This is a genomic window from Neobacillus sp. WH10, assembly GCF_030123405.1.
Lineage (GTDB): Bacteria > Bacillota > Bacilli > Bacillales > Cytobacillaceae > Neobacillus.
Map to the genome: position 1 here is coordinate 5,471,602 of NZ_CP126110.1, position 20,515 is coordinate 5,492,116.

The 20,515-nt window shown below is 39.9% G+C and carries 13 protein-coding genes, 1 pseudogene and 1 riboswitch; of the genes and pseudogenes, 6 read left to right on the plus strand and 8 right to left on the minus strand.

Features of this window, described 5'->3' with window-relative positions:
* Positions 1-32 precede the first annotated feature (32 nt).
* Positions 33-656, minus strand: a complete 624-nt coding sequence (locus QNH20_RS26425) for a TetR/AcrR family transcriptional regulator (RefSeq protein WP_283920877.1) — start codon at positions 654-656, stop codon at positions 33-35.
* Positions 657-857: 201 nt separating this feature from the next.
* On the opposite strand from QNH20_RS26425, the gene QNH20_RS26430 reads away from it, so the two are divergent.
* Positions 858-1,811, plus strand: a complete 954-nt coding sequence (locus QNH20_RS26430) for a nuclease-related domain-containing protein (protein WP_283920878.1) — start codon at positions 858-860, stop codon at positions 1,809-1,811.
* Between the two features lie 367 nt (positions 1,812-2,178).
* The gene (gene pepT, locus QNH20_RS26435) at positions 2,179-3,411 is read left to right on the plus strand and encodes a peptidase T (protein ID WP_283920879.1); all 1,233 of its coding nucleotides are present in this window, start codon (positions 2,179-2,181) and stop codon (positions 3,409-3,411) included.
* An 80-nt stretch (positions 3,412-3,491) separates the two neighbouring features.
* On the opposite strand, the gene QNH20_RS26440 is transcribed toward pepT, so the two are convergent.
* Positions 3,492-4,358, minus strand: a complete 867-nt coding sequence (locus QNH20_RS26440) for a phosphotransferase family protein (RefSeq protein ID WP_283920880.1) — start codon at positions 4,356-4,358, stop codon at positions 3,492-3,494.
* A 323-nt stretch (positions 4,359-4,681) separates the two neighbouring features.
* Positions 4,682-5,587 carry a glutamate biosynthesis transcriptional regulator GltC gene (gltC, locus tag QNH20_RS26445; RefSeq protein ID WP_283920881.1) on the minus strand — a complete coding sequence of 302 codons (906 nt, stop codon included), beginning with the start codon at positions 5,585-5,587 and terminating at the stop codon, positions 4,682-4,684.
* Between the two features lie 158 nt (positions 5,588-5,745).
* Between gltC and gdhA the strand changes: the two genes are divergently transcribed.
* The 3 genes from gdhA to QNH20_RS26460 all read left to right on the plus strand — a co-directional run bounded on the left by gdhA (position 5,746) and on the right by QNH20_RS26460 (position 11,803).
* Positions 5,746-7,128 (plus strand): NADP-specific glutamate dehydrogenase, encoded by a 1,383-nt coding sequence (gene gdhA / locus QNH20_RS26450; RefSeq protein ID WP_283920882.1) that lies wholly within the window; start codon positions 5,746-5,748, stop codon positions 7,126-7,128.
* A gap of 185 nt (positions 7,129-7,313) precedes the next feature.
* On the plus strand, positions 7,314-7,439 hold the full coding sequence (locus QNH20_RS26455) for a DUF4023 domain-containing protein (RefSeq protein ID WP_283920883.1): 126 nt from the start codon (positions 7,314-7,316) through the stop codon (positions 7,437-7,439).
* Between the two features lie 276 nt (positions 7,440-7,715).
* Positions 7,716-7,800: riboswitch (cyclic di-GMP riboswitch) on the plus strand.
* A 31-nt stretch (positions 7,801-7,831) separates the two neighbouring features.
* Positions 7,832-11,803, plus strand: coding sequence for an Ig-like domain-containing protein (locus QNH20_RS26460; protein ID WP_283920884.1), 3,972 nt, complete (start codon positions 7,832-7,834; stop codon positions 11,801-11,803).
* Positions 11,804-11,854: 51 nt separating this feature from the next.
* On the opposite strand, the gene QNH20_RS26465 is transcribed toward QNH20_RS26460, so the two are convergent.
* The 3 genes from QNH20_RS26465 to QNH20_RS26475 all read right to left on the minus strand — a co-directional run bounded on the left by QNH20_RS26465 (position 11,855) and on the right by QNH20_RS26475 (position 15,862).
* Positions 11,855-12,454 carry a hypothetical protein gene (locus QNH20_RS26465; RefSeq protein ID WP_283920885.1) on the minus strand — a complete coding sequence of 200 codons (600 nt, stop codon included), beginning with the start codon at positions 12,452-12,454 and terminating at the stop codon, positions 11,855-11,857.
* A gap of 14 nt (positions 12,455-12,468) precedes the next feature.
* Positions 12,469-13,623 carry a ParM/StbA family protein gene (locus tag QNH20_RS26470; RefSeq protein ID WP_283920886.1) on the minus strand — a complete coding sequence of 385 codons (1,155 nt, stop codon included), beginning with the start codon at positions 13,621-13,623 and terminating at the stop codon, positions 12,469-12,471.
* A gap of 457 nt (positions 13,624-14,080) precedes the next feature.
* Positions 14,081-15,862: a L,D-transpeptidase family protein gene (locus QNH20_RS26475; RefSeq protein WP_283920887.1), complete on the minus strand. Its 1,782-nt coding sequence runs from the start codon at positions 15,860-15,862 to the stop codon at positions 14,081-14,083.
* A gap of 598 nt (positions 15,863-16,460) precedes the next feature.
* On the opposite strand from QNH20_RS26475, the pseudogene rluF reads away from it, so the two are divergent.
* Positions 16,461-17,176 (plus strand): annotated as a pseudogene (rluF, locus tag QNH20_RS26480) (23S rRNA pseudouridine(2604) synthase RluF).
* 358 nt (positions 17,177-17,534) lie between these two features.
* Here the strand turns inward: rluF and QNH20_RS26485 are convergent.
* Positions 17,535-19,094 carry a glycosyltransferase family 4 protein gene (locus tag QNH20_RS26485; RefSeq protein ID WP_283920888.1) on the minus strand — a complete coding sequence of 520 codons (1,560 nt, stop codon included), beginning with the start codon at positions 19,092-19,094 and terminating at the stop codon, positions 17,535-17,537.
* Positions 19,095-19,100: 6 nt separating this feature from the next.
* Positions 19,101-20,189 (minus strand): CotS family spore coat protein, encoded by a 1,089-nt coding sequence (locus QNH20_RS26490; RefSeq protein ID WP_283920889.1) that lies wholly within the window; start codon positions 20,187-20,189, stop codon positions 19,101-19,103.
* Between the last annotated feature and the right edge of the window lie 326 nt (positions 20,190-20,515).

Sequence of the window (20,515 nt, forward strand, 5' to 3'; positions counted from 1 at the left end):
AAAGGCCAAATGGCTTGCCAGTCGGCGAGTCTTCATTTATAAAAAGCCTTCGTTAAAATCTCGAAATACTCTTCTGCCTCTAGAAAAATTCTTTCATAATTAATATGATGTTCAGGTGATAGCTTTGCCTTAAAAAGCTCCTCTGCGCTCAATTTTTCAAATGTCCACGTAATAATCTTTAAGATCTTTTTAATGTCCATGTCATTACGGAATTTTGAAAAATCGATACCCTCGTAAACCTTCCCGAGATTAACCTCATTCAGTTCCTTTATCTTTTTATCCACCTCCATTTTTACTTCAGGTGAATCCTCTAAATAAGCCTCTTCGATAAATTTAAAAAGGTCCGGATAGGTTTTGAGCAGTTCCATTTTGATGATGACCGCTTGCCGAATTCTCGTGAAAAAGTCTTTTTCAGTTAAGTCGATTTTTTGATAAAAATGGTCGGCAATAAGCTCATAACAATGGTCAAATAAAAATAAAAACATTTGCTTTTTATTGCCGAAATAATGAAACAAGAGCCCCTTTGAAATACCGGCCACTTTCACGATTTCATTGGTCGATGCATGATCATATCCTTTCTGGGCAAATTCCTTTATCGCAGCATTTATGATTCGGTCTTGTTTTTCCTTATCTAAGTTGAGAAATTTCGAAAACACCGTGGCATCCCTCCTTTTAAAGCTGTTGACCATGTCAGTCAATGGAATCATTATAATCCCATTGACCCCAATGGTCAATAGGTTGCAAGCTATATTTTTTACAAAAATTTGAAATGTTTGAGACGTTATATAGCGTGATTTTCCGGTATGTGCTACGATGCAGGTGAAGGTTCTATTTTATGGAGGTGAACGATCATTGAAATGAAAAACAGAGATCAATCATTAAAGTTAGAAGGTTTGCAATCCGCGCAAAATCGGTTATCATCTGGCCACCCGGTAATAACTTTATTATCGTCTAAACAAGCTTCGATTGAGGCAGGCAGAGGTGGCGAGGAAAGGGTAGCAGAGGTTCTCCGAAATCATCCATTTCCATTTGATAACCACATTTTTCACGACTTATCCCCCTCGTCAGACGAAAAATTCCAAATAGACTCCTATGTGATGACCCCGTGGTATGGTGTTGTTTTAGAAGTAAAAAATATTGGCGGCGTCCTTGAGTTTAAGGATAATCCTCCTCAGTTAATCCGTATCAGGGATGACGGGCACAAAGATGGCTTTGAAAGCCCTGTTGTCCAATTGGAACGAAATTGCGAATGTTTGACTGATTGGCTTAGAAGCCGGAACATCGATCTCCCCATTTATGGTGCAATCGTGCTAGCATATCCGAAACAAATTGTGGCATGTTCACCAGCCAAAACCAAACTCTTATATCCATACTTGATTCCCTCTTTTATTAAAAGCATCCCTCGGCAAATTAAAAAGTTAGATAACGAAGCGTTCAACTGGCTATCTGCTGAAATCCTTAATAGTCATCAACGCTTTATCCCAAAGCCAATTTGTGAGACTTATAGTTTACCTTTTAGAGATTTTCACACAGGCGTGCGGTGTGATGCGTGCGGCAGGTTTGGGATGATTAAACTGCGAAGGACCTGGTATTGCCCTTTTTGCAAGGCGACGGATAATCTCGCTCATCAAAAAACTTTGCTGGAGTGGTTTTTGATTTTTAAGAGGAGTATTACGAATATGGAATGTAGAGAGTTTTTACATGTTGATGACATTTACACCGCCAATCGAATTTTGAAGAGTATGAACTTTCCTAGTGAAGGAGCATTTCGTTACCATACATATAAAGTGGACTTTAATCTATGGAAATAACCTTTCACTAACATAATGTCCGTGTACCTTCCACAAGGTGAAATGCCTTTTTCGCAAGTTGAAGCTCCTTTCGCAAGTTGGCTCGCCTTTTTCACAAGTTGGAGCACTTTTTCCGCAAGTTAACTCGCCTTTTTCGCAAGTTGAAGCGCCTTTCGCAAGTTGGTTCGCCTCTTCCGCAAGTTGGAACGCTTTTTCCGCAAGTTGGCACACCTTTTTCGCAAGTTAGAACGCTTTTTCCGCAAGTTAACTCGCCTTTTCGCAAATTAAACCATGCCTTCACTTAACCTATTCAATAAAACGTGTAACCGCTCTCTTATAAGTGATATGATATTCATGAACAGGAACTGAAAAGGGGAGTGCGTTAAAGGTGAAAAACGAACTTATTGAAAGATTTACTTCCTATGTGAAGGTGGACACGCAGTCGGATGAAGGCAGTGAGACCTGTCCATCAACTGAAGGTCAGTGGACCTTGCTGCGCATGCTTGTTGAGGAATTAAAATCGATTGGTATGGAAGAGGTCACGATGGATGACAACGGCTATGTAATGGCAACCCTGCCGTCCAACACGGAAAAAGAGACACCAACGATTGGCTTCCTTGCCCATGTCGACACAGCTACTGACTTCACAGGAAAAAACGTGAAGCCTCAAATGGTCGAGAACTATGATGGCGGGGAAATCGTCCTAAACGAAGCGCTAAAGGTGATCATGTCACCGAAGGACTTCCCAAGCTTGCCAGAATACAAAGGGCACACGTTAATTACAACCGATGGCACAACGCTTCTTGGTGCAGACAACAAAGCCGGGGTCACCGAAATCATGACGGCAATGGACTACTTAATTAAACACCCGGAAATTAAGCACGGTAAGGTCCGCGTTGCGTTCACACCAGATGAGGAAATTGGCAGAGGTCCACATAAGTTTGACGTTGCGGCCTTCAATGCCAGTCATGCCTACACCGTCGATGGCGGCCCGCTTGGAGAGTTAGAATACGAAAGCTTCAACGCTGCTGGGGCCAAAATTACCATCAAGGGTAATAACATTCACCCAGGTTCAGCGAAGGACAAAATGGTCAATTCAATGAAAATTGCCATGGAATTACATAGCAAGCTTCCAGAACAAGAAGTGCCAGAACATACCGAAGGATACGAAGGCTTTTTCCATCTGCTTTCCTTCAATGGTGATGTTGAACAAACAAGTCTCCACTATATTATCAGGGACCATGACAGGGAAAAATTCAATGCCCGCAAGGCCACCTTGGAGAACATCGTGAATGAATTAATAGGGAAATACGGCAGTGACAAGATCATTCTTGAACTAAACGATCAATATTACAACATGAGAGAGAAAATAGAACCTGTGAAAGAAATTGTCGACATTGCCCATGAGGCGATGGTGAGCTTGGATATCAAGCCGATCTCTAAACCAATCCGCGGCGGCACAGACGGCTCGCAGCTTTCCTTTATGGGTCTGCCGACACCGAATATTTTTACGGGCGGCGAAAACTTCCACGGCAAATTTGAATTTATTTCTGTCGATAATATGATTAAAGCAACAAATACCATCATTGAAATTATCAAACTAACAGAGCAAAGAGCGTAAAATGAAGAAGCCCCCAATAAAGTAAACAGATTTTTATTATTTCATCTGTCTACTTTATTGGGAGCATATCAAACCTCGGGTTAGCTTTTTTCATTCACAAGAACCGCCAAGCACTGCTCGAGGCTTGAAACCGTCTCCTCTAGCTGTGCATGTAACTGATCAGCAGACCACTTCCCGCCATTCCCCTGTAAGTCCTTTTGAATAAGCAAAATCATCCAAATAGAAAACACCGATGCAAACAAATAATACTCCTCGATAAAAGCACCTCGATCAACGTCAAAACCTACATGATCAAGATACACTGACAAGATTCTCTCGCGGAACTGAGCCGTCATCTTCTTCGGAAAAAGGGGATACGACATATCAATTAAATGGTACAAATCCCAATAGGGCATATTTAAATGGGTGTGCTCCCAGTCTAAAATCATCAATTTACCCTTCACAACCGCAAAATTCCCTGAATGCAAATCACCGTGAGACAAAACCAGTTTCTGTGAAAATACGAAGCTATCAATCAGCATGTATAGATGATGGATGGCATCTTCCTCCATGTTAATAAGCGATAATAACCGAAGGACTTCTTCCTTCTGCACACAAATATCCGCTACAAGCTCCTTAATCCCTGGTTTTAAACCTGTAAGCGGCACACCCCTAAGTTTTTCTATTGGCAGGGAATGCCACCAAGCGACCCATTCAACCACACCTAATACACTTTCCTCATGAAAATCGTGTGACAAATAACCAAGGTCCTCAAGAATCATCCAATTAAGCTCGGGGGCATCACTAATCGAATACGAGAGTATTTTTGGATAAATAGCTGGTAATAAGGGAAGAACATGCTCGTGAATCCATACTTCTTTACCTATTTGGCCATTATTTGTTAATGGTTTAAAAATAAAGCTATTGGAAGGGGATAAATAGAATCTTTCAATCAGCCTTCCGTTCATCCCTTTATAGAGGGTTTCTTTTTTTAAGATTACCTCATTATTTAATGTACCATCTGCTAAAACAATAGTTGCTGGCAGCTTCGTAAAACCTCACCACCCATTCATCATTTAATTTCAATCCCTGTACTCTAAGTCCTTCGGAAGGGGAGAAAAGCTGTTTGTTATATAATAGACCTGTTGGTAACAGTCCCACTTTGACCAATACAGATGTGCAATCGATTCTCATCCAGGATTGCAGCATCTACATTTAATACTTATGTATGATGGGAGAGTTTATATCCAATAACCTTGAATAAAGGACTTTATTTTTTATCGAAAATGGATTAATTCTGATACCTGTCAAGGATGCTGAAAAACTCTCCCAAAAACTCGTAAAAAAGCTTTTCTGTCGGCAGCAGCTCGCGTTCATTCGGAATAATGACACCGACTGTCCTCGTTACATTTGGTTCCGTTATCGGAATTTTGACCGTTGACCTTGGCAGGCTGTCAATTAACGTGATTTCCGGAATAAGTGTCACGCCTAGACCTGCAGATACCAAGCCTTTAATAGCATCAATATCCTCTCCTTCAAATGACACTTGAGGTTCAAAGCCAAGCATCAAGCAGGCATTGACAATGATTTCGCGTAAAATAAAACCATTTGGAAAAAGAACAAAGGAATCATCCCGTAATTCACTTAATGTTAATAACCGTTTGTTGGAAAGGGGATGGGTATGCGGTAATAAAGCAACGATATTTTCGGTAAATAAGGTTTTTCCTTTAACTTTCTTCACCTTCTTAGGAACCGGGCCAAGCAGGGCAAGGTTAAATTCCCCTTTAATGACACCATCAATTAAGTTTTGGTAGGAAGCTTGAATAAGCTGAAACTTAACATGGGGATAACGCTCGCGGAAGGCTGAAATGGCCGTCGGTAAGGTATATGCCGCCAGGCTGCTAGGGAATCCAATTCGGATCGTTCCTCTCTCCGGGTCTAGAAATTCCTCCACCTCACGTTTGGCATTGTCAATCAGCTTCATCGCCTGCTGCATCTGCTCTAAAAACATAGTACCGATCGGGGTCAGTTTGACATTTCTACCTTCTCGGATAAACAAATCAACCCCTAATTCCGCTTCCAAATTAACAATCTGCCTGCTCACTGCTGATTGGGCGACATGCAATGCATTAGCAGCCTCTGTTACATGCTCTCTTTTGGCAACTTCAATAAAATAGTGAATTTGTCGTAACTCCATCTATTCCACCCCATAATCTATCAATCTATTTTCGGCATCAATCTTATCTATTTTTCATATTGCTTAGATTATTTATCAATTATAAAATAAAACGATAATAATATGAAGAATATTCAGTTTATATAAATACTGTTCATTGAGTTATAGGGGTGAATTCCATGCAAACAATTGAGGATGTAAAACAATCAGGTTCAAAGGCAGCAAGGGAATATGTTAATAATGTGTTCGAAACGGTAAAACAGCGCAATGCATTCGAAGGTGAATTTCATCAGGCGGTGAAGGAAATTTTTGATTCACTTGTGCCCGTTTTTGCAAAACATCCAACATATATCGAACAGGGGATCCTTGAAAGGATCGTCGAACCCGAAAGAGTTATTACCTTTCGAGTTCCCTGGGTGGATGACTGCGGCAGGGTTCAAGTAAACCGTGGATTCCGTGTCCAGTTCAACAGTGCCATCGGTCCGTATAAAGGCGGTTTACGCTTCCATCCATCTGTGAATACCAGTATTATTAAATTTTTAGGCTTTGAGCAAATTTTTAAAAACTCCTTAACCGGCCAGCCGATTGGCGGTGGAAAAGGGGGCTCTGATTTTGATCCGAAGGGGAAATCGGACGGTGAAATCATGCGCTTCTGCCAAAGCTTCATGACAGAGCTTTACCGCCATATTGGTCCGGATGTCGATGTGCCGGCAGGAGATATCGGCGTTGGGGCAAGAGAAATTGGCTTTATGTTTGGACAATATAAAAAAATCCGCGGCAGCTTCGAGGCAGGGGTTTTTACTGGAAAAGGATTGGGGTACGGTGGCAGCTTAGTACGTACAGAAGCCACAGGCTATGGCACAGTCTATTTTGTCCAGGAAATGTTAAAGGATCAAGGCCTGAGTTTTTGCGGCAGTACGGTCGTTGTTTCCGGCTCCGGTAATGTGTCCATTTATGCCATGGAAAAAGCAGCGCAATTCGGTGCCAAGGTTGTTGCCTGCAGTGATTCCAATGGTTATATCTATGATGATAATGGCATTAATTTAGAGACCGTCAAACAAATTAAAGAGGTCGAGCGAAAAAGAATCAAAGAGTATGTAAAATACCACCCACATGCCCAATATTTCGAAGGATGCTCAGGGATTTGGTCAATTCCGTGTGATATCGCCTTACCTTGTGCAACCCAAAATGAAATTGATGAAACTGCTGCAAAAATTCTTGTGGCAAACGGCGTTAAAGCGATCGGAGAAGGCGCAAACATGCCTTCAACATTAGCAGCCGTCGATGTATTCCTTAACAGCGAGGTGCTGTTTGCCCCAGGTAAAGCGGCCAATGCCGGTGGTGTAGCCGTTTCAGCTTTAGAAATGGCGCAAAACAGTGCTCGTTTGTCCTGGACGTTTGAGGAAGTGGACGCCAAGCTACACCAAATCATGATTAACATTTATCAAAACAGTGTAAAAGCCGCCGTAGAATACGGATTTCCAGGCAATTTGGTTGTCGGCGCCAACATCGCCGGGTTCACTAAAGTTGCTGACGCGATGATCGCACAGGGTGTGATTTAAAAATCTCCTACTAAGGGGATTTTTTTAGGTAATAGGAAAGTATAAGTGCAACTACGCCTTTGTCTTCGCCCTTAGGGGCTCGCCAATCGGCGAGTTTTCTTTATGTCCTTCGAACACAGTCTGCATGTTTTCCTTGTCGACTGGTTACATTAACATTGGTTCAATTATCAAGGAGGTTATACGCTATGGACAACAAAGACACCCATGCATTTGTCGAAAAGCTGCAGGAAAACCAGAAGAAGGATAGGAAAAATAGGGAAAAGCAAGGCGACGATCACCCTGGCAAGAAATTACCGAATCATAATCATTAATCATTAATCATTGAAGTGAAGCAAGCCATGGCACGAGCCATGGCTTGTTTTTTAATTTAAACTTTGTTTCTAGTAAGCTGCTAATCTAGTTTTTTATCATCGTTCTATATATCGTTATATCTGTATTTTTTGTCGAACGAAATCCCTTTCTTAATAATTCATGTCGAGATAACATGGAAATGTACAGCTATTTTATGACTTTTGCACTATTTTGTTGAATTTCTCTATTGGATTTTTCCAAGATAGTAGGGGGTGATAGAGGGAGTGGATATTTTTTTAATAAAGGGAAGCGTTGGAATATAACCTTATCATTGGACACTTTGGTTATATGGAGCTAGTAGTGTAACCGGTTCTTCTTTGGTATTATTTATTATTTTTAGGAGGAAGAAGGAATGCTAAGAAAATTACAGAAAACACTTGTCATGTTGTTAGTGCTGTTACTTTCAGGATTTGTCCCTGCCATATCTGCAATTGCTGCCGGTATTGAATTAGTTGATTCATCTCCAGAATTTGAAGCAGCTCCTGATAAGGTTATTAAAGTTTACCCGGGAGAGAAGGTGGATTTTAAAATTAAGTTAGCCTATACAGGCGGAAATCAAAAAAATACCTCCGGGACAATACATGTTGACACCAAATACTATATAGGCTATCCAGAAAACCCTGTTCCTCCAAAGGGTACAAAGGATATTCCATATTCAGGGGAAACACTTTCTACTGTTGTAGATGGTGCTCAAATTTTCGTTAATTCAAATGTAACACCCGGAACTTACAACGTCCCAATTCAAATAAAAATTAATGATAATAAACCAGGCACAGGAAATTCTCTTGTAAATGATACAGTTGATAAATTAACTGTTGAGGTGTTAGGCGAAAAAGTTAAACCTGTTGTCAGCATTACAAAGCCAACCGAAGGTAAATTCTATCAATCCAACCAGTTATCGTCCAGCCCGGAATTTACCGTTGAAGAGCAAAGTACTTATAGAACAGAGATATTTGGATGGGATACTAATACTGAAGGCAAGCATACCGTTACAGTTAAAGCCATTGATAAATATGATAATGTAGGACAAGCATCCGTTACATATTATATTGACAATACAAAACCAGAGATTCATTCCGTATTGGTTGATGGCGGGGTCTATAACACTGACTCTTTAAAAGATATAGTGAAGAGTTATTATACGATTAAAGAACCAAACCTACAATCTTCAACCACTCCTGATCTTGACCTGACTGTTGGATCTCATACAATTAAAATTACTGCTCTGGATAAAGCTGGGAATTATTCAGAAAAATCGATTAACTATGTTGTTGATAATGATGCACCAACGATTTCCTTTAAATTTAATGATGGCGGTTTTTATACATCAGAAACTTTCCGTACATTTAACCCTTACTATGAAGTAAAGGATGACAACTTAGACAATTCCACGATTAACGCTTCCACACCAGTCTTAACTGAAGGGCCACAATCAGTAACTGTTAGTGCATCTGATAAAGCAAATAATCATAGCACCGCCACTGCAAATTACACCATCGACGATACCGCTCCAAAGGTTACCATAAACTTGGAGAATGGCAAATATTATAACGCAAGTTCTTTAAGCAAAATCGGACAGCTTTATACAGCAACAGATACTAATTTATCAACAGTAATCCCTACCGGTTTCGGAACAACTGATGGCCACTATTATGCTTCAGTAAGGGCCGTTGATAAAGCTGGAAATGCGACCGAAAAAAATGTTGAGTACTATGTTGATACTAAAGATCCTGCTATTACTATTGATTCTGAAAAAATCGCAAATGGCGGCTACTATAAATCTAGCTATTTACAGGACCTTACCAATTTTTACACGGTGGAAGATGAGAACAAGGATAAGGTTGATATAAGTCCATTTGATTTTACAGAGGGAAATCACACACTAACCATTATGGCAACAGATAAAGCAGGAAATTCAAAAACTGAAACCATCACTTACACTGTCGATAACACATCACCAACAATATCGTTTAATTTAACACAAAATGGATTCTATCATTTTAAAAATCTACCAGAAAACTATTACACTACTTCCGATAACAACCAAGTAGTAAGTGTTGTTCAATCTGCCTATGATAAATCTGAGGGGACCCATGAGCTAACCGTTACAGCAATGGATGCTGCCGGCAATAAGACGACAGCAACAATTAAGTACACAGTCGATAATACTGCACCAGTGGTCTCGATTGAAAAACCAAAGGCGGGCGGATATTATAAATCAGCAGATTTACCTGATGATAAGCCAATCTATTCCATTGACGAAAAAAATCCATACGATTTTAATATCGTCGGCTATAACAAAAAAGATGAATCGGAGCATACCGTAACGATTGTCGCCACGGATGCGGCCGGTAACATCGGAACTGCTTCTGTAACGTATACAGTTGACAATACGAAGCCAACAATCACCTCCGTATTAACGAATGGCGGGTACTATAATGCTGATACCCTGAAACAATTAGGTCAGTATTACACTGTACAAGATACTAATCTCTATCCTGAAAGCGTTAAGGCAAGCGATTTAATCTACACAGAGGGTAAACATACGGCAAAAATTTCTGCAATTGACAAGGCCGGCAATGAAGCCGAAAAAACGATTGAGTACACTGTCGATAATACCAAGCCTGTCATCACATTTAAGTTTGACGACAATGGTTTCTATACTTCTGAGAAATTTAAGACGTTTACTCCTTACTTTACCATTGATGACGAAAACCTTGATGAAAACACAGTGGACTTTAACGGTCTTGGTTTTACAGAAATGAAACACGAGTTATCGGTAAGTGCAGCTGATAAAGCTGGAAACAGTAATAGCGCCAAGGCAAGCTATACGATTGATGATACCGCACCAGAAGTTTCTCTTACTTTAGAAGCAGGTAAATATTATAACCTTGCTGCGTTAGAGACACTTGGACAATACTGGACAGCAAACGATACGAACCTATTTGATGTACAGCATACTCCATTAGCGACATCCGACGGCACTTATACAGCTACAGTCACAGCTGTCGATAAAGCTGGTAATAGTACATCTAAATCTGTCGAATACCATTTAGATAACACACCTCCAGTCATAAATATTGATGAAACGAAACTCAAAGATGGCGGCTTCTATAATGCAGCTTATCTGAAAGGGTTAACTGAAAAACCTTATACTGTTACAGAAGTTAACCCAGTTACTGATAATGCAAGTGACTTGAAATTCGATGAAGGAACTTACGCCTATACCGTCACTGTTACTGATAAGGCCGGTAATACAACAACCAAAACAATTTCGTATACAGTTGACAACACTGCGCCAACCATTTCATTGAAATTAACCGAGAATGGTATTTATACCTCTCAATTTCTCTATGAAATGGGTCAGTACTACAGTGCCTCCGATAACAATAACGATATTACGGTTAGTGCCGATCCATTAATAATGGGTGAAGATGGAACCTATACTTTAAGAGTGACGGCCACTGATAAGGCTGGTAATCGTTCTTCTGTATCTATCACTTATACAGTGGATGATACGAAACCAGCAGTAAAGTTCTATTTAACCAATGGTAAGCACTATTCAACAAAAGCATTAACCGAGGCCCTAACTGGACCTAAGACCTACTATGCTGTAACCGATGAACATCTAATTGATGTCAAAGCCGATGAGCTGCAAACCGGTGAAGGCGTTCATAAATTAACCGTCACTGCTAAAGACGCTGCCGGTAACACAACTGTTTCGACCATTACGTACACAGTTGATAACACCGCCCCAGTCATCAGCGGCCTGCAGGGTTTAAAGGACGGCCAGCGCTTCTTAGTTGGACAGGAAGTCGAGGTCATTCCTATAGTAACTGATAAGCTGGATTCAAACCCTAACTTACAGTTTGAGCAAAAGCTTGATACCTCTAAAGCTGGGATTCATACCGTAACAGTAACAGCAACCGATCAAGCGGGCAACACAAGTACTTTCAAATATTCCTACCATGTTTACGACTTCAGCGGGGTTCAACAACCGATAGAAGCCAACGGAACAAGCACATTTAAAAAGAATAGTACAATTCCTGTAAAGTTCGAAATTTACGACGGTAAAGAACAGGTGAATGATGCCATCGCAACCATTCAATTAGTTAAGATTACTGATCAGATAAGCGGAGTTCCTTTCGATGGTATATCGACATCTGCAGCCTCCGAAGGAAACCTGTTCCGCTCAAATAGCCAGTATATCTTTAATCTGGGAACAAAGACATTAGACGAAGGCCAATTTAAAGCTATAATCACGATTTTACTTGATGGTAAAAAGGTTACAAAAGAATCTTCTACCTTCTACATTAGAAAGTAATCACAAAGGACCCCGCCTTTAAATTAACAGACGGGGTTCGTTTTTTTAAACCTACTTATTCATATTCGCCAGAAATCCGCCAAGCAGGTCGTCTATATCTAGTTCCTCTTCATTATTTTCTACCTTCTCAAACACTTCTTCCTGTTTCGCACTATCCCAATCAAACTCATCGAGATTATCCGTACTATCATTTAATTCAAGCGCAGCAGATGTTTCCTCCTGGCTGCTGCTTGCTCCATCGGTAGAAACGGCAAGTTCCTCGGGAAATACTTCCTCCTGAAGATACAAAGCCTCTTCAATATCCAGTGCGTTACTATTTAAAGCGGCAAGTAAGGAAGTAGAACGCACGGGGTCAGAAATCAGTTGATAGAGAATACTTCCTAATAATGCCTCAGAGTGCTCATGCTTCAACCAATCCCGTTGTGCTTTCGTTAAATTCTTTGGCAGCGGGATTGTGAGCATTTCCCTTTCTCTGGAAAAAGAATGGTTAACCCCTTGCATCACAAACTCCGCCAGTCTACTTGAAAAATTCCTTCTCTCTGTTTCTTTTAATTTTTGCAGCTGCTTTAAAATATGGTCAGGTGTATCAGATGGGACGCGAAAGGATAGTGCTTGGCCTCGTTTAATTTCATTTACAGCAGGCTTTTTCATAGTATCACCTTATTTTAACTCTTAACCGGTGCAGCTTTTTGTTTCTCCGTTCTTCTGACAAAATCTGTGATGAGTTTATAATAAGCATTGGCCATCATCCAAATACTTTCCTTATCGTCCTCAAAGAATTCGATATTATAGCCGTCTAAATTATTATTTAATGTTTTTAGGTAATCCTTTAAGACGTGGGCTCCACCGCCAACAAAATAGCAGATTTCTGTTTGTGAGTTTTTCTGCCACACATTGCGTAATAATCGATATTGTTTTTTCGCTAAATCAAGCAGGATGCGGTCTGTAATATCGTGAACGCTTGTCCTGCTGCCTTTTACCATGATATGATTGCGGTCATTTTTTCTCGTAATAATTTCAACCACATCACGGCGGCTGTCCAGTTCAACGCCGTGCTTCGTTCTAATTTCTTCACGAATCGCTTCTAAAGATTCTGAAACCCCAAGGTTAAACCCTTGTGCCTTATCATCATCGACATTCCGATTTTTAATGACCGCGATATCGGTTGATAATCCTCCGATATCTTGAATTAAGATACGTTTATCGATTAAATCCTTATTGATGATTTTTAGATTATTGTCCATCACAAGATTAATATAAGCAGCAAAGCCTTCAGGATACACCTTTACGTCATTAAATTTAATATTTACTTTTAAACCTTGGTATTTTGGTGTTACCAAAAATTCAACCTGATGGACAGACCCAACTAATTTTGAACGATATCCAGCATCCTTACCTTCTTTTACTTCGCGGAGGGGTAAGCCAGTTCCTAATGTATAGCTGGCATCAATGACATTCTTTGTGGATGGAAATTCCCCTTTCACTGCATCTAAGGCCAATGTTGTAAAAAGCATGACTAACGTTTGGTCTTCCTCCGACTTGCTGCTACCAGGATCTAGCTCAGTGGCATTATTACTTTTGGTCGCTAAATTACCAACTCGATAAATCACATTATTTTCTTTCAAAGCAGGGGAGTGTACTTTAACATGAATCCCATCTAATGGGTTCTTATCATCAAGTTCTTCGATCCCAATCACTGGACGGTCTTCTGTGTCTCTTGCGACAATGTTAGGAATATTCAATTCATACTCTAATTCCCCAAATATGGCCTTAATGGAGTCATTCCCTACATCAACAGCAGCAATCCTGGATTTAGTCATAAACATCATTCCTTTTCATTTTATAATTTCACTGTATTTTTAAAAGTAGTTAACGAGGCTTTCTATTAAAGGCTATAGGAGATTAGTAGATTCTTCAATGAGGCAAACCGAAAAGAAATGAAAGTGTAAAACAGTAAACAATTCGTAAACTTTGGTCATAATGTATACATTTTCGTATACAAGAATGACATTTCTGTATACGAGTTGAGATGAAGGGATGTACACACGTTTGTAAACATGTTTACATATTTGTAAACGAGAAGTACACAAAAAGTAAACATGTTTACAATCATGTTTACATCAATAAAGTGTTACAAATATTTCATAAAGACTCCAGATAATTAAAAAGAGAAGATAGATCTAATACTTCTCACTCCATTCAGCACATAAATAAAGGCACCCTAGGTGCCTTTATTTACTATTAAACTATCTACAAAATGAGGGTGGGGTCAGTCACCTATTTTATCACTTTCCAGAACTCTCCAGCTATTGCTTGATATCCTGTTAAACTTAAATGGATACTCTCCGGATTTGGAAGATATTCTAGGTACTTGCTTGCGATCAACGTATCTGTTGGTACGAACGTATCGCCATGTTGAATCGCTTGTGCTTGAATTTGTCCATTAAATGCTGTTAACAATGGAATTAACTGTGCTTGCTGTTCTTGTGGCAGGTATGGGAATGGATTGTAATAGCCCATTACATAAACCTTCACCTTTGGATTTAATTGATCAATCGTACTAAGAATCGTATTAATATTTGCAGCTATTGTTCCAATGGCTGCTGGTGCCTGTGCCGGATTGATTTTAACAATCGGAAGCAGATCATTTGCACCAATATCAATGGTAAGATGTGTAGCTTCTTTAATTTCCTTTTGCACGTCTACTTTGCCTAAATCTGCAATCACGTTAGCAGTTGTATATCCTGAAACCCCAAAATTATCAAAATCCATTAAATCAAAGTTTTTCCTAAAGAATTCAGCAATGTGATCAGGATAGCCTAAATCACCAGGTCGATCCTCTCCGTTCGGAGTCATCCCTGCTGCTAACGAGTCACCTAAGGCAACATACTCAACGGCAAGCCATGCACCGTCTGCACCAATTTTCCAGCCGCCTATTACTGTATTAGCTGCCATTAAGCCACTTGGATAGAAGTAATACCACTTGCCCTCTGTTTCCATCCAGCCGGTTTTCATCGCTCCGCTGCCTCTAAGGAAATATTTTTTCCCACCTAGATCTAACCAGCCCGTTTTCATCGCTCCGCTATTTTCGAGGAAGTACCATTCCCCTCCATTTAATAGCCAGCCCGTTTTCATCGCCCCGCTATTTTCAAGGAAGTACCATTTCCCTCCGTTTGATAGCCAACCCGTTTTCATCGCCCCGCTATTTTCAAGGAAGTACCATTTCCCTCCGTTTGATAGCCAGCCCGTTTTCATCGCCCCGCTATTTTCAAGGAAGTACCATTTCCCTCCGTTTGATAGCCAGCCCGTTTTCATCGCCCCGCTATTTTCAAGGAAGTACCATTTCCCTCCGTTTGATAGCCAGCCCGTTTTCATCGCTCCACTTTTGTCTAAGAAATACCACTTGCCTTTATCCAATACCCAGCCGGTTTTCATAACACCGGAACCATCTAAGTAATACCATGATCCACTATTAGAAATCCATCCTGTTTGAGCTACTCCATTGACATAGTAATACCAATTACCACTTGCCTGCATCCAGCCATTCGAACTAACAGAATAACCATTTGCTTTTGCAATTGCGTCAAAGCTGCTATCAGAATACGTTATGATAACAGGTGTATACATTTGAATTCGGTCATACAGCCAACGAATTTCCTCATTGTGCATACGGACACAGCCTGAGCTTACATACTGGCCAATGGTACTTTCATTGGAATTTCCATGTATTGCATATGTTGTTCCATATGTACCCCTTGCTTCTAACCCCATCCACCGGTCACCTAATGGGTTACGTGGATCACCGCCAGGAATATTTTTCGTATAATACGGGCGATTGACAATTTTACTTACAATCCTAAAATTCCCTTCCGGAGTTAAATCTCTTGATCTACCAGTTCCAACCTTAAAGGTTCTGATCAACTTGCCGCTATCATAATAAGCGAGTGAGTTGATTTTTTTGTTAATGATGAGTAATTGTGAACTACCAGCTGCATCTGTTGGTACATTAAAGAAAAAGATACTGAATAATAGAACAACTATAACCGATAACTTTTTCATTTCCATCTCCCCAATATGTAGTTTATACCGCATTAACGGCAGTAAGACCCTCTACAAGACTAGGAAAAAACTAAAAAGGAAGTAGGGGATCAATTGATCAACTGCCTGTAAAAGCCCGATTGGTGAGATACAGTGAAACTTGCCTCTGCTCTTCAGAGGCTAAGTTGAACCAATCGAGTTCGTAATGTCTCTTTATCAAGGCGGTAGCCTTGATATTTGAGATCATTAGAACGGGACTAACAATCCGTGAGGAAAAAAACTCCAGGATTGAAGTTTTACTTTATATTACAATAACATAACATTTTAGATTTTTTTGTCATATTTTGAAGAAAATCTCGTAATATTTTTGTAGCATTTTAGATAACTAAAATAATAGAACTTAATTTTTTCGACAACCTCCTTTTGCAAGGAAATGACTTTAACTAAACTAATACAACACTTCTCCTACAAAAGACATTTTCATGTAAAGATTCCCCTGATGCAAATAGTGGGAATGGTGTCAGGCACCTTGTGAAAATTGCACAATATAATAAGGTACCACTTGAAAATAGGCAGGAAATTGCGGTATTCTTAATCATACGATTCTCCACTTAAGGTTGTGGTTAACATCAGAATTAATAAGTTTATTGGCGAGTCTGGAAAGGCCTCGAGGCGCGGGGCAGATAAATTAATTAATGAAGGCAGAGTTACGATCAATGGGAAAGTGGCCCAAATAGGCAGCCAGGTTGAACCTGGGGATCAGGTTCACATTGACGGAAGCCCCGTCAATGTCCCAAAAACTATGTCTATATTGCCTTAAATAAACCCGTCGGGATTACCAGCACGACGGAAAGGCATGTAAAGGGAAATATTGTTGATTTTGTTAATCATCCATTAAGAATTTTCCATATTGGCCGCTTGGATAAGGATTCAGATGGCCTAATATTGCTGACGAATGATGGAGACATTGTCAACGAAATATTACGGGCGGAAAACAAGCACGAAAAAGAATATATTGTCACAGTGAACAAACCGATCACTCCAGAGTTTGTCAAGCGAATGTCCGCGGGAGTAGAGATTTTAAATACGAAAACACTCCCATGCAAAGTTACACAGATGTCGAGATATGTCTTTCAAATCATCTTAACCCAGGGTCTAAACCGCCAAATCCGCCGGATGTGTGCAGCACTTGGGTACGAGGTTGTAAGGCTGCAGCGGACACGGATCATGAATATCCATTTAGGCAATCTGCCGATTGGACAATGGCGTGACTTATCAAAGAAGGAACGCCAACAATTATTTACAGAGCTGAACTATGAGCCAAAAGAATGGTAAAAGAGAGGACGAGCCGAAACAATCAACTGTTTCAGCTCATCCTCTCTTTTTTACTGTTTGGGTGATCGAGTTAAAGGATTAGAAACACAAGGACGTTTCTCCTGCTTCCTAGAAACAGCAGTATAGACTAGACGTACCTGTAACCGCCTGAAGTATGACAGAAATTGTCGAAGTGCCAAACCTATTTACTCAAAAAATTAAAGCCAGCTCGATGCTGGCTTTTTTATTGAATGCGATTTCCGATCGTACTTAAAACCTCATTTACTTATGGTAAGGTTCACCGTACCAATTATATCTGCGGTTAATCGAATGTATCTATTCTTTCTCACTTTGATTATCTTTGTTACGTTGTTTATCCTTAATTCCACGCTTTTCTTTTTCTCGTTGTTTTTCCTCTTCGCGCTGCTTTTCTTTCTCTCGTTGTTTTTCTCTTCACGCTGCTTTTCTTTTTCTTGTTGTTTTTCCTTTTCGCGCTGCTTTTCTTTTTCTCGTTCTTTTTCCTTTTCGCGCTGCTTTTCTTTCTCTCGTTGTTTTTCTCTTCGCGCTGCTTTTCTTTTTCTTGTTGTTTTTCCTTTTCGCGCTGCTTTTCTTTTTCTCGCTCTTTTTCCTTTTTGCTCTGCTTTTCTTTCTTACTGTGTTTTTTCTTATCGTTCTGCTTTTCTTTATCTTTGCGATTATTCGTAGGATCTACACCCTTATTTTCTTTGCTAATTTCTTCTTTACCAACTTCCACGCTCGGTTCTATTTCATTTTTATCTATATGAGTATGCGGCAGTTTAATGGCTTGGTTCCAAACTTCTAAAATATCATCAGCTACTCTTTTCCACTGATAATTCGTGACTGCAAGTTCTCTTCCCCTTTCCCCCATTCTTTTCATCAGGGATTTATCCGATAATATTTCTGTAATCTTTTCTGCAAAACGGCTTGGATCTTCCGGGTTATCAACCACGAGTCCGTTCTCTCTTTGGATAATAACTTCAGCATTCCCACCTCTTGCGGTTGTAACGATTGGAAGTCCTGCTGCCATCGCCTCATAATGAACACGGGCCAGTGGTTCTTGCCAAAGGGAGGTACAAACAAATAAATCAGCTGCTCCAAACCAGTTCTGAATTTCATCTGGCGATACGAAACCGGTTGCTACAACAGGTATTGGCTGTCTTTTTGCTAATGCCCGAATATACGCAACATAATCCGTTATCTCATTTTGACTAAACCATTTACTTCCTACAACGACTAAAGCTAAATCTTTGAATTTCCTTGACAGCTGAGGCAATGCCCGAATCAACCTGTCGACTCCTTTGTTTACCGAAAGTCTACCTGCAAATAAAATAACTGTTTTATTCTCTAAGCCGTGTTTTTTGCGTAATGTATCTCGTATTCCTCGCATTTTTGAATGGTGTTTTGGCAAAAACCGCTCGGAATCTACGCCGGAATAGATGGTACTAATCTTGGAAGATGCTTCTGGATAAAGAGTCCGAATGACATTCCCTACATAGCCACTTATGGTGACAACCCTTGAAACTTCTTGTAAAACCGCCTTTGCATCGACGGGATTAATTTTATCTACATTAAACATATCATTGTGCATACTCAATAAAATTTTTGCTTGAGGTGCTACGCTGCGGATGGGCATTACAAGCCGTGGGCGATTAAAAATGTGGATAAGATCAAAATGATTGGTTTTAACAAAGCGTACAATCTCTTCTTGATATATTTCAAAAACTTTCCCTGGAACACGTACATATTGAATTCCATCTTTAGTTTCTTTATCAGGAAGTGAAGGATCACTAATCCCAATAACTGTAATGTTATGGACTGCACGTAAATGCGGGAGAGTCCCTGAAATATATGTTTGGATAGCTCCCCCTAAAACAGGAGGCACTGGGAGCTTTTCTGTACAAACCATTAATACTTTCATATTTTCCTACTTCCTCCAGTCATTTTGAATTTCTTTTAACACGGGCCATTTCGTTTGATCCGTGTCCACAATTGTTGTAATTAATTGTGTTGTTGTTTCATTTAGAAAAAGTTCCGGTTCATATAGGACTTCTTTTATATTTTTATAAAATTCATTTGGAAGTGAAAAATCAATCATTAATAGTTCATATAGTTCAGGTGTTAGTGGATTCGCTCCGTGGTATGCTTTTATCATTTCTCGTACCCATGTCACATCCCACTTATATAAATCAGCCATGGTACCAGAAATTAATTTGCGTAAATCACGAATTGGAAGATCGTAGGCAACACCATCTAGGTCAATAATCCACATACCTTTTGGTCCCATTTGACCATTCGACCAACCATAGTCTTGGTGTACCAGCCCCCAGTTTTGATTTCCTTTTTCCACTTGAGACCAATAACTAGATTGATGAAGTTGTTCTATACTTTTTCTAGCTTGTTCTTGAAATTGATCGACCACACGCAATAAATGTGGACTCGCAGGCATCTCCTCATAGGCTTTAGCGATGTTTCGGAACCAATCCATTTTAATCATGATTTTTTCATAGCTTTTCGGCCATTTGGCCAATCTCGAAGCAACTTCAGCTTGACCTGGAGGAGTATATCCCTGACTTAATCGATGAAATTCACCAAGTGCGTAACAAAGCTGTTTGGCACCTTCCAAATCTTTCGTTACTGGTACTAATGGTTCAATCCATTCGGCAACAAACCATAGTTTTTCGCCAGCTTCGACAAATTCATGTCCATTTTTTGTTTTGACGATACCTGGTACCCTTGCACCTTGAACTTCTACCAAGTATTTTTGAGCACCAAGGCTAAACATACTTCTTGTTACTCTTCGGTGAAGTAGTTTTAAACTTTTTGGTCCTGAATTGGTTTCAAGTTTCCAAATAGCACCACCTTTGTCTGGCTTTGTTGTCACGACTTGCATACTCTTCACTTGAAAAGTGTAATTTTTCAAAACCTCATGGGCCATTGTAACAATATACTCAGGAACAAAAAACTCATGAGTAAGTTCATCAACCTCCCATGGTACAATCGCTTGATTCTTCAAAATATCCCTCCTACATTTTGTAACCGTCTAGAATTCACATTTCTAGATCGAAATGTATACTTTCGAAAAATTTGTTATTCCACATGCAAAAAATGGAGTACCTTAATTAATAATATGAACTTGTACATGTAAAGTGAGGGCTAATAAACTGAAAACTCCTCTTTTGAGAAGCCTATATAGCGGAGTTAAAGGTGGAGTTGCACGAATGGATTCAGATCGGTTCAAATGAGTGGTCTGATTCACTACAAAAAAAGAAGAGGGGGGAGGTGAACAAGCACCCAGCAACATGCACTTTAATGAAGTTTGTAAGCAATTTATTTAGGAGA